10 protein-coding genes are annotated in these 13,289 nt (G+C 60.7%); all 10 read right to left on the reverse strand.

From position 1 onward, the window contains the following. Nucleotides 1–163 precede the first annotated feature (163 nt). Nucleotides 164–781: a TetR/AcrR family transcriptional regulator gene (locus ACEN9A_RS01290; protein WP_007936804.1), complete on the reverse strand. Its 618-nt coding sequence runs from the start codon at nt 779–781 to the stop codon at nt 164–166. A gap of 59 nt (nt 782–840) precedes the next feature. Further along, nucleotides 841–2,523, reverse strand: coding sequence for a class II poly(R)-hydroxyalkanoic acid synthase (gene phaC / locus ACEN9A_RS01295; RefSeq protein ID WP_258672086.1), 1,683 nt, complete (start codon nt 2,521–2,523; stop codon nt 841–843). A 129-nt stretch (nt 2,524–2,652) separates the two neighbouring features. Next, entirely contained in the window at nt 2,653–3,507 is an 855-nt protein-coding gene (phaZ, locus tag ACEN9A_RS01300; RefSeq protein ID WP_018929153.1) for a poly(3-hydroxyalkanoate) depolymerase, read from the reverse strand. Nucleotides 3,508–3,641: 134 nt separating this feature from the next. Next, nucleotides 3,642–5,321 (reverse strand): class II poly(R)-hydroxyalkanoic acid synthase, encoded by a 1,680-nt coding sequence (phaC, locus tag ACEN9A_RS01305; RefSeq protein WP_258672087.1) that lies wholly within the window; start codon nt 5,319–5,321, stop codon nt 3,642–3,644. Nucleotides 5,322–5,575: 254 nt separating this feature from the next. Next, complete coding sequence (locus tag ACEN9A_RS01310; protein WP_018929151.1) at nt 5,576–5,956, reverse strand: gamma-butyrobetaine hydroxylase family protein; 381 nt, start codon at nt 5,954–5,956, stop codon at nt 5,576–5,578. 205 nt (nt 5,957–6,161) lie between these two features. Next, nucleotides 6,162–7,502, reverse strand: a complete 1,341-nt coding sequence (gene hslU / locus ACEN9A_RS01315; protein ID WP_019581849.1) for an ATP-dependent protease ATPase subunit HslU — start codon at nt 7,500–7,502, stop codon at nt 6,162–6,164. 54 nt (nt 7,503–7,556) lie between these two features. Continuing rightward, nucleotides 7,557–8,087 (reverse strand): ATP-dependent protease subunit HslV, encoded by a 531-nt coding sequence (hslV, locus tag ACEN9A_RS01320; protein ID WP_007936812.1) that lies wholly within the window; start codon nt 8,085–8,087, stop codon nt 7,557–7,559. A gap of 312 nt (nt 8,088–8,399) precedes the next feature. Next, nucleotides 8,400–9,110, reverse strand: coding sequence for an SPOR domain-containing protein (locus tag ACEN9A_RS01325; protein WP_007936813.1), 711 nt, complete (start codon nt 9,108–9,110; stop codon nt 8,400–8,402). A gap of 1 nt (nt 9,111) precedes the next feature. Beyond that, nucleotides 9,112–10,848: an arginine--tRNA ligase gene (gene argS / locus ACEN9A_RS01330; protein ID WP_258672088.1), complete on the reverse strand. Its 1,737-nt coding sequence runs from the start codon at nt 10,846–10,848 to the stop codon at nt 9,112–9,114. 183 nt (nt 10,849–11,031) lie between these two features. Then, nucleotides 11,032–13,251, reverse strand: a complete 2,220-nt coding sequence (locus ACEN9A_RS01335) for a primosomal protein N' (RefSeq protein ID WP_007936815.1) — start codon at nt 13,249–13,251, stop codon at nt 11,032–11,034. Between the last annotated feature and the right edge of the window lie 38 nt (nt 13,252–13,289).

Consider the following 13,289-nt stretch of genomic DNA (forward strand, 5'->3'; position numbering starts at 1 on the left):
CCTGTAAAGGTCGGGCGTTTTTGTTTTGAAAATTCAAGATTTGGGTAGTTTGTCGAAAAAAGATCGCAGCCTGCGGCAGCTCCTACAGATTCGATGTTCGCCACCATATCGCGGCTGAACACAACTCCGTGTAGGAGCTGCCGAAGGCTGCGATCTTTTGATCTTAATGCTCTTCGAGGTACTGCAACGCCAACCGCTCGGTCGCGACTTTGACCGGCGGCAACAAGTGCGGGGCCACCAGCATCATGATCTGATACACCACCAGTCGTACTTCACCTTCACGGTCGAGAATCCGCTGATAGTCCAGCGAGAACAGCAATGTCATGGTGATTTGTTCCACCAGTTGCCCCAGCGCCTGGGTGTCGCTGACCAACTGCCCCTGAGCCTTCAACTGCGCCAGCAATGAAGCCAGTGTGCGCTTCAACGCATTGAGCAAGTTGCGTATCCCCTTGGCCAGTTTCGGTAGGCGGCCGGCAAGGTTCGACAAGTCCTGGAACAGAAACCGGTATTGGGCCAGGCGTTCGACGATCAGGTGCAGGAACAGCCAGTAATCTTCGGGTGCCAATTCCACATCGGACGGTGGATCGAGCAAGGGCGTCAGTTCGGTCTGGAAGCGTTCGAACAGCCCCAGGATCAGCGGCTCCTTGCCGTGGAAGTGGTAGTAGAGGTTGCCGGGGCTGATGCCCATTTCGTTGGCCACCTCCATGGTGGACACGTTCGGTTCGCCCTTCTGATTGAACAACTGCAGGGCACATTCGAGAATCCGGTCGCGGGTTTTCATCCAGTCTTCTTAATGGTCGAGTCAGGCCACGGCCATTGGCGGCCGTGGATCATTGAACGTCAGCGCACGCGCACGTAAGTACCGGGTGCCGCCTCCATCGGTGGATAGTTCTGGTTGCCAAGGGTCATCAGGGTTTCGTGTTGAGTGCCGGAGCGTTCCTGAATCCAGCTCAGCCATTGTGTCCACCAACTGCCGTCGACGCGTTTGGCGTCGTAATACCAGGCCCGTGGGTCGCTGCTCAGTTTCGGGTTCTCGACGTAGTTGGCTTTCGAGTTGTGCGGCGGGTTGAGAATGCTCTGCACATGACCGCTGCTCGACAGCACGAAGCGCCGCTCGCCACCCAGCAGCAAGGTCGAGCGATACACCGCATCCCACGGGGTGATGTGATCGTTCATGCCGGCCACGCTGAAACTGTCGACGGTGACTTTCTGCAGGTCGATCGGAGTGCCGCACACTTCCAGCCCGCCCGGATGACTCAGCGGGTTGTGCTTGAAGAAGTCCAGCAGGTCGCCATGAAACGCTGCCGGCAGGCGCGTGTTGTCATTGTTCCAGTAGAGGATGTCGAACGCCGGTGGCTCCTTGCCCAGCAGGTAGTTATTGACGAAGTAATTCCAGATCAAATCGTTGGGGCGCATCCAGGCAAAAACCCTGGCCATGTCGCGACCTTCCAGAACGCCCTTCTGATATGAGCGGCGCTTGGCCGCTTCCAGCGTTTGTTCGTCGACGAAGAGGGTGGCCGGGCTTTCTATCTGACTGTCGAGCAGGCTCACCAGATAGGTCGCGCTGGACACCCGCCGCAGCTGCCGCTTGGCCTGCAAGTGCCCTTGCAGCGCGGCGATGGTCAGCCCGCCGGCGCAGGCACCCATCAGGTTGACATCGCGGGAACCGGTAATCGCCCGGCACACATTCATCGCTTCTTCGGTGGCTTCGACGTAAGACGACAGCCCCCATTCGCGGTGACGCACATCAGGATTGCGCCAGCTGATCACGAAGGTCTGCAAGCCGTTTTTAAGGGCGAACTGGACGAAGCTGTTACTGGGGCTCAAGTCGAAAATGTAGAACTTGTTGATCTGTGGCGGCACGATCAGCAACGGCTTGGAATACTGTTTTTCGCTCATCGGCTTGTACTGGATCAGTTCCAGCAGCTCATTGCGAAACACAACGGAGCCGGTGGTGGTGGCGACTGTCTTGCCTACCTCGAATGCTTGTTTGGTGACCTGTCTGGGCAAGCCGTCGTTGTGCAGCAGATCGTCAAGCAAATGGCCGATACCCCGCACCAGGCTGTGACCGCCAGAGTTGAAGATCTCCTTGACCGCCAGCGGATTGAGCAGGGTGTTGGACGGCGCCACGGCGTCGTTGATCAAGGCAAACGCAAAGTGGGCGCGGGCGCGATCGTCCTGGCTCAGGTTGCTCTCGTCGATCCAGTTTTTGACCTCCTTCTGCCAACTCAGGTAGGCCTGCAAACTGCGGCGATAAAAAGGGTTGAGGCTCCACGCCGGGTCGGCAAAGCGATTGTCTTGCGGATTGATCGGGTGCAGGGTCTCACCCAACAGCACGCGGCCAAGCTGGCCGCCCAGCTTCAAGGCATGCCGGGCCGTGTACACCGGGTTGCGCAGGCCATGGGTGGCCAGGCTGCGCAAGGTTGAAAGCAAGTCCCGGCCGCGCAGACCGGTAACCGCACTCTGTGCGTTGATGAATGCAGCGGGAGTGGGCAAAGAGCCCTTCGCTGGTTTGTCGCGCATGAGTCAACACTCCTTCGTCATCAGGCCAAAAACAAACTCACCGAACAAATCACCATAGACGTTGTTGCGGATTGTTGCGCGGTACGACGTCCTGTCGACGCTCTTTTCCTGAACCAAATCCGGGGCAGGTCAACTGCCCGATGGCGCCGGATGCGGATGCATCACTGCGCGCTGACGTTCCTCTTCGAGAAACTTCATGATGATCGGTGCCACCGCTTCGGCCCGGGTAATCAAGAACAGATGCCCGTCGTCGATGATGTGCAATTGGGCATTGGGAATTCGCCAGGCCAGCATGCGCATATTGATCAGCGGGATCAGAGGGTCATCGTCGCCGGCCAGCACCAGGGTCGGTTGATGGATCTTGTGCAGCCAGTGAATGCTGGTCCAGCCGAACCCGGCGAACAGCTGCCAGTAGTAGCCCAGTTTGCCTGCCGAGCGAACCCGCGCGGCGTGACTGGCCGCCAGGGTCGGATCGCGACGGAACGAGCCGCCATAGATCATCGGCGCGATGCGAATCACATGGGACGGCTGGATGTAGCGTCGTGGGCTGGCCATCATCCACAGCACTTTCGGTTTGCCCGGCACCATCACTGTGCCGGCCGCCGTGGCTGCCAGCACCAGCTTCTTGCAGCGCTCGGGATAGTCATAGGCAAATTGCTGCGCCAGGGCGCCACCCCATGACACGCCGATCACATTGACCTGCCCGTAATCGAGATAATCGAGCATTCGCGCCGTCAGTTTCGCCAGGCCCGAAAAGCGATACGGCCGGCTGGGCGTCGATGAGCCGCCGACACCGGGGACGTCGAAGGCGATGACTTCCAGGTCCGGATCCAGCGCCTGGACGAACGGAAATATCAGCTCCAGGTTGGCACCGATGCCATTGAAAACCAGCAAGGGCGTCAAGTGAGGCTTGCCGGGGCGTACCGCGGTGCGGAGGGTCTGCCCATCCAGGTTGACGGTACGAAATACGAACGGTTGCGGCATGCACGAAGCCCTGTAGGTTTTAAACGCTGCTCGGGCCATCCCGGGCCGTCGCAGAATGTTCGAGGCTGGCCTCGAGGCTGATTAATGACAATCGCGGCACCTCCCAGTGCCGCGGACTGCGAGTTGTTTGAAGCTCAACGTTCGTGCACATACGTGCCTGGCGACGCTTCACCCGCGGGATAGGCCTTGTTGCCAAGGTTGGCGGGGGACTTTTTCAGTTTGCCTGAGCGTTCGGCCTGCCACGCCTGCCAATGCAGCCACCAGGAGTCGGTGTGCTTGGTGGAGTTTTCCATCCAGTCTTCGGCTTTGACCGGCATGTCGGTGCTGGTCATGTAGCGTGCTTTCGGATTGCCGGGCGGGTTCAGAATGCTCTGGATATGTCCGCTGCTGGACAGCACGAATTCGACCTTGCCGCCGAACAGCTGTGCCGACTTGTAGCAGGACTTCCACGGGGTGATGTGATCGTTGGTGCCGGCCAGGGAAAAGATGTCGGCAGTGACCTGTTTCAGGTCAATCGGCGTGCCGCACACTTCCAGTGCGTCAGGGCGGACCAGTGGATTGTTTTTGAACATCTCGATCAGGTCGCCGTGGAAAGCGGCCGGCAGGCGAGTGGTGTCGTTGTTCCAGAACAGAATGTCGAACACCGGTGGCTCGTTGCCCAACAGGTAGTTGTTGACCCAGTAGTTCCAGATCAAGTCGTTGGGGCGCATCCAGGCGAAGACTTTCGCCATGTCGCGGCCTTCCAGCACACCGGCCTGGTAGGAATGGCGCTTGGCGGCTTCGAGGGTCTGCTCGTCGACGAACAGGGCCACGTCGCTGTCGAGGGTGGTGTCGAGCACGCTGACCAGCAGTGTCAGGGCGTTTACTTTCTTTTCGCCGATCGCTGCGTAATGACCCAGCAGGGCGGTGCAGGTAATGCCGCCGGAGCAGGCACCGAGCATGTTCACGTCTTTGCTGCCGGTGATCGCGGTGACTACATCGACCGCTTCCTTGAGCGCTTCGATGTAGGTCGACAGACCCCACTCGCGTTGTTCCTTGGTCGGGTTGCGCCAGCTGACGATGAACGTCTGCACGTTGTTGCGCAGGCAGAAGCGCGCCAGGCTCTTGTCCGGGCTCAGGTCGAAAACATAGAACTTGTTGATTTGCGGCGGCACCACCAGCAGTGGGCGTTCATGCACCTGCTCGGTGATCGGCTTGTACTGGATCAATTCCAGCACGTCGTTGCGAAAGACCACTGCGCCTTCGGTCACGCCCAGGCTCTTGCCGACTTCGAACGCGCCCATGTTGACCTGGCTCGGCATGCCGCCATTGTGGATCAGATCCTTGGCCAGATGGGAGAGGCCGTCGAGCAGGCTTTTGCCGCCGGTTTCGAAGAAGCGTTTGACCGCCGCCGGGTTGGCCGCCGTGTTGGTCGGGGCCATGGCTTCGGTCATGAGGTTGATCACGAAATGCCCGCGAGCGACGTCCTTGGGCGAGAGATTGCTCTTATCGATCCAGGTGTGGAGCTCCTTGCGCCACGCCAGATAAGTTTGCAAATAACGTTTGTAGAGAGGGTTTTGACTCCAGGCCGGGTCGAGGAAACGGCGGTCGTCGCTTTGCGGTTGAAGCTCGGATTTTCCGAACAGCACGTTCTTGAGTTCGATGCCGAAATGGGCGACGTGCCTGGCACTGTGGATGGGTTGTCTGATGGCCTGGGTCAGCACCATTCGAGCGGAACCCAGTAGATCCTTTCTACGCAGCCCAACAACAGGATTCAGTCCCAAGGTATTTTCTGAAGCCTGGAATTTCAGGTCATCGTTTTGCTTGTTACTCATCTACGACGCTCCATTGTCCTGAGGCGAGTACCTGAGCCCAGCTGTGTAGTCACACAATGCGCCAGGTACTACTGCTCGGGTGACCGTTGATTGCATAGCTGCTTTTCAGTTCAGAGAGCACTGCACGGAACTTGCCAGCTCCATTGGTTACCCGAGTTTAATTTTTTTCGCAAGCGGGCCAATCGTTGACCCGGCAGCCAAGCATTCAAACAGATGGAATTAGAAAATGCCCTCTAAATACCTAGAGGCCTGACCTAGAGCATCAGCTTGACGACCGACTCGTTCGGATCACGGGTCTTTCCAGCCGCTTTGAGTTCGGCAAGATAATCGTTCCACAGATCCTCTTGGCGCACCGCCAGCTGGTACAGATATTCCCAAGTGAACAGGCCGCTGTCGTGGCCGTCGTCGAAGGTCAATTTCAGTGCGTACTGACCGGCTGGTTCGACCTTGCTCAGGCCTACGCCGATCTTGCCAAATTGCAGGATAGGTTTGCCGTGGCCCTGGACCTCGGCGGAAGGAGAGTGCACGCGAAGGAATTCTGCGGGCAGGTGATACTCCTCGCCGGACGCGTATTTGAGCGTCAGGGTTTTCGAGGCTTTGTGCAGTTTGATGTCGGTGGGGAGTTGGGTCGTCATGGGGCCGATCTTCCGTTTGTATGAAGGCCCTGTGTCGGCGGGTGACCTGTGGCGAGGGAGCTTGCTCCCGCTCGGCTGCGTAGCAGTCGTAAATCCGGCGAATGAGGTCTTGTAGATAAACCGCATTCACCGACTTTGGGGCCGCTTCGCGACCCAGCGGGAGCAAGCTCCCTCGCCACAGAAGCCCGCTCACACAGAATGAGACCTACAGGATATAACGGGACAGGTCTTCGTTCTGCGCCAATTCGCCCAAGTGGCTGTTGACGTAATCGGCATCGATCAGGATCGCCTTTTCGTCATGGGTGCTGGCCAGATCGCCGGCGCTGAACGACACCTCTTCAAGCAGACGCTCCAGCAAGGTGTGCAGGCGACGGGCGCCGATGTTCTCGGTCTTCTCGTTGACCTGCCAGGCAATCTCGGCAATACGCTTGATGCCGTCCGGCTGGAACTCGATGAGCAGCCCTTCGGTTTTCAGTAGCGCGCAATACTGCTCGGTGAGCGAGGCATGCGGTTCGCTAAGAATGCGTTCGAAATCTTCCGGGCTCAGGGCCTTGAGTTCGACGCGAATCGGCAGGCGACCTTGCAGTTCTGGCACCAGATCGCTCGGCTTGCTCAGGTGGAACGCACCGGAGGCGATGAACAGGATGTGGTCGGTCTTGACCATACCCAGTTTGGTGTTGACGGTGCAGCCTTCGATCAGCGGCAGCAAGTCGCGCTGTACGCCTTCACGGGATACGTCGACGCCACCGGTATTGCCGCGCTTGGCGACCTTGTCGATTTCGTCGATGAACACGATGCCGTGCTGTTCGACAGCTTCCAGCGCCTTGGCCTTCAACTCTTCTTCGTTGACCAGGCGACCGGCTTCTTCGTCGCGAACCAGTTTCAGCGCCTCCTTGACCTTGAGCTTGCGGCTCTTGCGCTTGCCCTTGCCCATGTTGGCGAACAGGCTCTGCAACTGGTTGGTCATTTCTTCCATGCCCGGTGGCGCGGAGATATCGACGCCGGTGATTTCGGCGACTTCGATTTCGATCTCCTTGTCGTCCAGCTGACCTTCACGCAGGCGTTTGCGGAACAGCTGGCGGGTGTTGGAGTCCTGGGCCGGGGCGGCGTCTTCGTTGCTGAAGCCCATGCGTGCCGGAGGCAGCAACGCGTCGAGGATGCGCTCTTCGGCAGCGTCTTCGGCGCGGTGGCGAACCTTGGTCATTTCCTGTTCGCGCAGCAGCTTGATCGCCGCGTCGGCCAGATCACGAATGATCGATTCGACGTCACGGCCGACATAGCCCACTTCGGTGAATTTTGTTGCTTCGACTTTGATGAACGGCGCGTTGGCGAGTTTGGCCAGGCGACGGGCGATCTCGGTTTTACCGACGCCGGTCGGGCCGATCATCAGGATGTTCTTGGGGGTGACTTCGACGCGCAGCTCTTCTGGCAGCTGCATCCGGCGCCAGCGGTTGCGCAAGGCAATGGCGACGGCGCGTTTGGCATCGTCCTGGCCGATGATATGGCGATTGAGTTCGTGGACGATTTCACGGGGGGTCATGGGCATAGTAATTGGCGGTCCTCAAGCAAAAGTGAGCCGTGGCGCTAGGCCAACACAGGCTTACTCAGCGAGATCCTGCTCCTCGATGGTGATGTTGTGGTTGGTGAACACGCAGATGTCGCCAGCGATGCCCAAAGCGGTTTCGACGATTTCCCGGGCCGACAGGTCGGTCTTTTTCAACAGTGCGCTGGCCGCAGCCTGGGCGTAGCCGCCGCCGGAACCCATGGCGATCAGGCCTTCTTCAGGCTCAACCACGTCACCGTTGCCGGTGATGATCAGGGAGGCATCCTTGTTGGCGACCGCGAGCATGGCTTCGAGGCGGCTGAGGGAGCGGTCGGTGCGCCATTCTTTGGCGAGCTCGACAGCAGCGCGAACCAGGTGGCCCTGATGTTTTTCGAGTTGGCCTTCGAAACGTTCGAAGAGGGTGAAGGCGTCAGCGGTAGCCCCGGCAAAACCGGCGATAACCTGACCGTGGTACAGGCGGCGAACTTTCTTCGCGTTGCCTTTCATCACGGTATTGCCGAGCGAAACCTGGCCGTCGCCGCCCATGACGACTTTGCCGTGGCGGCGAACTGAAACGATGGTGGTCAAGGGGGAGTCTCCACGCAGCGGGGCGAAAATGCCTTATGCCAACTCATATGGGGGTGGTGGAGCGTTTTTCAACTGTAGGGCGCGGCGGGGGACGAGCGGTGTGTCATTTGCGAAGGCGGGTGCAAGTGAATCCCTGTGGCGAGGGAGCTTGTCGGATCGCCGCACCGTCCCGTTCGGCTGCGAAGCAGTCGTAAATCCGGGCATCGCGGTTTGTCTGGCATACCGCGATGGCCGGATTGGGAGTGCTTCGCACTCCAGCGGGAGCAAGCTCCCTCGCCACAAAAGCAGATTGCTTCTGGCTGTAAAGTGGGATCAGCGGCTCTGGCGTTGTTGTAACAACAGGTTACTGAAGCCGCTGCCCGCCAGTTGCTTCTGGGCGGTGGTCAGTTGTTCGCGGTTGCTGAACGGGCCGACCAGTACCCGGTACCAGGTCTCGTCCTTCACCGTGCCGGATTCAACCGCCACGGCCTGACCCAGCAGGATGATCTGCGCCCGAACCTTGTCGGCATCGGCTTGTTTGCGGAACGAACCGGCCTGCAGGAAGAACTTGGTCACCGGCGCGGCTTTAGCCACCGGTGGCGCTGGTGGCGGAGTGATGCCGGCCAATGCCGCTTGAGCCCGGGCAGTGTCGATCTTCGCCGCTTCCGCAGGCGTCACTGGCGTGGTCGGTACGGCCGGCACTTGTGGTGTCGGCAGGGTTTTCTCCGGCACCGCATCCGGCGGCACGATCACTTCCGATTCCGGCAGCAAGGTGTAGAAGTCGTACTTCGGCTTCACCGGTTGCGTCGGGCTCGGCGGGGTCTTGTTGGCCTCGGCGATCTTGGTGGCTTTCTGTTGCTGCTCGACCTTCTCGCGCTTGACGCTGTCACTGCCCTTGCCCGGCTCCAGCTTCATCAGGAACACAATGAACGCGCCGACCGTCAGGCCGATGGCCATCCACAGCCAGCCCGGGATCGGTTGCTTTGCAGGAGCTTGGTAACGGCTGGCGCCACGCTTGGGTGCAGGTTTTTTCTTGGCAGCCAACTTACATACGCTCCAGAGTTTCCAGACCCAAGAGTTCCAGGCCTTGCTTGAGAGTGCGGCCGGTCAGTGCGGCAAGGCGCAGACGGCTCTGCATTTGCGCCGGGGTGTCGGCGCTGAGGATCGGGCAGTTCTCGTAGAAGCTGGAGAACAGGCCAGCAACATCGTACAGGTAGGTGCAGAGAATGTGCGGCGTGCCTTTGTCGGACACGTTATTCAGGATTTCGCCGAACTGCGCCAGTTTCGCCGCCAGCTCATGTTCGTGCGGCGCTTCGAGGACGATTTGCCCTTCGACTTCGCTGAAGTCCTTGCCAAGCTTGCGGAATACGCCGGCCACTCGGGTGTAGGCGTACAGCAGGTACGGTGCGGTGTTGCCTTCGAAGTTCAGCATCAGGTCGAAGTTGAAGCTGTAGTCGCTGGTGCGGTGCTTGGACAGGTCGGCGTACTTCACCGCGCCAATGCCCACGACCTTGGCGATGTTGCGCAGCTCGTCTTCGGCCAACTCCGGGTTCTTCTCCTTCACCAGCGTGTAGGCGCGTTCCTGGGCTTCGGTCAGCAGGTCGATCAGCTTCACGGTGCCGCCGTCACGGGTCTTGAACGGACGGCCGTCGGCGCCGTTCATGGTGCCGAAGCCCATGTGTTCCATATCCATCGGATGGGTCACGAAGCCGGCCAGGCGCGCGACCTGGAACACTTGCTGGAAGTGCAGGGCCTGGCGCTGGTCGACGAAGTACAGCGCGCGATCGGCTTTCAGCACGCCGCTGCGGTAGCGCACGGCCGCCAGGTCGGTGGTGGCGTAGAGGTAGCCGCCGTCGGCCTTGACGATGATCACCGGCAGCGGATCGCCATCGGCGGTCTTGAATTCGTCGAGGAACACGCATTGAGCACCGTTGCTCTCGACCAGCATGCCTTTGGCCTTGAGGTCGTTGACCACGTTGATCAGGTCGTCGTTGTAGGCGCTTTCACCCATCACGTCGGCCATGGTCAGTTTGACGTTCAGCAGTTCGTAGATTTTCTGGCAGTGGGACAGCGAGATGTCCTTGAACTTGGTCCACAGGGCCAGGCAGTCCGGGTCGCCAGCTTGCAGCTTGACCACCAGGCCACGGGCGCGGTCGGCGAACTCTTCGGACTCGTCGAAGCGCTGCTTGGCGGCGCGGTAGAAGTTTTCCAGGTCCGACAGCTCGTCGCTGGTGATCGGGTTTTCCTGCAGATAAGCCATTAGCATGCCGAACTGGGTGCCCCAGTCGCCGACGTGGTTCTGACGAATCACGGTGTCGCCGAGGAATTCCAGCACCCGGGCCACGCCGTCGCCGATGATGGTCGAGCGCAAGTGGCCGACGTGCATCTCTTTGGCCAGGTTCGGTGCCGACAGGTCAACCACGGTGCGCTGCACCGGGCCGGCCTTGCGTACGCCGATGTGGTCGTCGGCCAGGGCCGCGTCCAGGCGGGTCGCCAGGGCTTGGGTGTTCTGGAAAAAGTTCAGGAAGCCAGGGCCGGCGATTTCGGCTTTGGAGACGTTCTCGTCAGCCGGCAGCGCGGCGATGATTTTCTCGGCCAGGTCACGGGGCTTCATGCCGGTCGGTTTGGCCAGCATCATAGCGATGTTGCTGGCGAAGTCGCCGTGAGTCTTGTCACGGGAGTTTTCCACCTGGATCGCCGGCGACAGGCCTTCAGGCAACACACCTTCGTTGACGAGTTGGGTGATGGCTTGTTGGATCAGCTGGCGAATGGTGTCTTTCATGGTCTTCTCTTTCGACCGCAGGCGCGGCGGCGCTTCGATGCGCTGGTGGAAAAACTGGGCATTATCCGTTGCGAAGACGGGCTTGCCAACTATAGCGGGCAGGTTATGGATATGTGGTGACAAAAGCGGCAAAGATCGCAGGGCAGGAGCTGCCGAAGGCTGCGATCTTTTGATCTTGATCTTTTAATACAAATCGACCGGGTCCACATCCAGCGACCAACGCACCGCCCTCCCGCTCGGCATCTGCTCCAAGGCCAGCAACCAACTGCTCAACAATCGATGCAGCGGCGCCCGGGCCGTGGCTTGCAGCAACAACTGCGCGCGATAGCGCCCGGCCCGGCGCTCCATCGGTGCCGGAACCGGCCCCAGCAACTCGATGCCGGTCAGATGCTGTTCGGCCAGCAGTCGTTCGGCCTCGCTGCACGCTTCATCGAGGAACCCTTCGGCCTGTCCCGGTTTGTGCGCTTCGGCCCGCAGCAGCGCGAGATGCGCAAATGGCGGCAACCCGGCGGAGCGGCGTTCGCTCAATGCCTGTTCGGCAAAGGCGAAATAGCCCTGCTCGGTCAGTTGCACCAGCAGCGGGTGGTCCGCCAGGTGCGTCTGGATGATCACTTTGCCCGGCTCTTCGGCGCGGCCCGCGCGTCCGGCGACCTGGACGATCAACTGCGCCATGCGCTCGCTGGCGCGGAAGTCACCGGAGAACAACCCGCCGTCGGCATCGAGAATCGACACCAGTGTCACCCGAGGAAAGTGGTGCCCTTTGGCAAGCATCTGTGTGCCGACCAGAATGCACGGCTGGCCTTTCTGGATGGTCGCGAACAACTGATTCATCGCGTCTTTGCGTGAAGTACTGTCGCGGTCGACCCGCAGCACCGGGACGTCCGGAAATAGAATCCCCAAGCGTTCCTCGGCACGCTCGGTGCCGGCGCCCACGGGCCGCAAATCGACCTTGCCGCACTTTGGGCAATGCCGAGGCACGCGTTCGACGTAGCCACAATGGTGGCAACGCAATTCGCCCGAGCGCTGGTGCACGGTCATTCGCGCGTCGCAGCGCTGGCATTCGGACATCCAGCCGCAATCGTGGCAGAGCAGCGTCGGGGCGAACCCTCGGCGGTTGAGGAACACCAGCACCTGCTGGCCGGCGGCGAGGGTTTGACCGATGGCTTGCTGCATCGGTCCGGAAATGCCGCTGTCCAGTGGGCGACTTTTTACGTCCAGGCGCAGGAAGCGCGGTTGCTTGGCACCACCGGCGCGCTCATTCAGGCGCAGCAGGCCGTAACGACCGGTGTAGGCGTTTTGCAGGCTTTCCAGCGAAGGCGTAGCGGAGCCGAGGACAATCGGGATGTTTTCCTGCCGGGCGCGAACCAGTGCCAGGTCGCGGGCGTGGTAGCGCAGGCCTTCTTGCTGTTTATAGGAGCCGTCGTGCTCTTCATCGATGATGATCAGGCCGGGGTTCTTCATTGGCGTGAACAGCGCCGAACGGGTGCCGATAATAATGTCGGCTTCGCCATCCCGCGCGGCCAGCCAGGCGTCCAGACGCTCGCGGTCGTTGACGGCGGAATGGATCAGCGCGATGCGCGCATTGAAGCGCTGCTCGAAGCGCGCCAGGGTTTGCGGGCCGAGGTTGATCTCCGGGATCAGCACCAGGGCTTGCTTGCCGGCCTCAAGGGTTTCGCGGATCAGCTGCAAATACACTTCGGTCTTGCCGCTGCCGGTGACGCCGGCCAGCAGGAACGCATGATAACTGTCGAACCCGGCGCGAATCGCTTCATAAGCGGCGCGCTGCTCCGGGTTGAGCGGCAATTCCGGTTGTGCCAGCCAGTGTTCGTGGCGAGCGCCGGGCGCGTGCCTGCGGATGTCTACCTGCACCAGATCCTTGGCCAGCAACAGGTCGAGGCTGTCCTTGCTCAGCATCAGTTTGCTCAGCAACTGATGAGCGACGCCGTGGGGATGTTGCGCCAGGGTCGCCAGCGCTTCGCGCTGCCGCGGGGCGCGGGCGATGCGCGGGTCATCAAGGCTGGCGCCGGGCGCGGCGGACCAGAACCGCTCCTGACGGGCTTCGGCCAGTTCACCCTGACGCAGCAACACCGGCAGCGCCCAGCTCAACGTGTCGCCGAGGCTGTGCTGGTAATACTGGGACGTCCACAGGCACAGCTTGAACAGCGCGGGCGGCAGCGGCGGTACGGCATCGAGCAGCGCCAGCGCCGGTTTGAGCTTTTCCGTCGGGACCTCGCTGTGGTCGGTGATCTCCACCAGAATCCCGATCATCTCCCGCCGGCCGAACGGCACCCGCAAACGCATGCCCGGGTGTAACTGGGCGCGCAGGACTCCGGCCGGCGCGCGATAGTCGAACAGGCGGCGCAGGGGCGAAGGCAGGGCGAGGCGCAGAATGGCGTTGGGCACGCGATTGTTTTCTCGATAGGGGAGCGATGACGAAGGCC

Source organism: Pseudomonas sp. Pseusp18, from assembly GCF_059506005.1.

Bases quoted from the DNA above. Each gene is read 5' to 3' on its own strand.
- phaC (WP_258672086.1), bottom strand. From the start codon at position 2,523: ATGCGCGACAAACCAGCGAAGGGCTCTTTGCCCACTCCCGCTGCATTC.
- hslU (WP_019581849.1), bottom strand. From the start codon at position 7,502: ATGCCCATGACCCCCCGTGAAATCGTCCACGAACTCAATCGCCATATC.
- phaZ (WP_018929153.1), bottom strand. From the start codon at position 3,507: ATGCCGCAACCGTTCGTATTTCGTACCGTCAACCTGGATGGGCAGACC.
- ACEN9A_RS01290 (WP_007936804.1), bottom strand. From the start codon at position 781: ATGAAAACCCGCGACCGGATTCTCGAATGTGCCCTGCAGTTGTTCAAT.
- ACEN9A_RS01310 (WP_018929151.1), bottom strand. From the start codon at position 5,956: ATGACGACCCAACTCCCCACCGACATCAAACTGCACAAAGCCTCGAAA.
- argS (WP_258672088.1), bottom strand. From the start codon at position 10,848: ATGAAAGACACCATTCGCCAGCTGATCCAACAAGCCATCACCCAACTC.
- phaC (WP_258672087.1), bottom strand. From the start codon at position 5,321: ATGAGTAACAAGCAAAACGATGACCTGAAATTCCAGGCTTCAGAAAAT.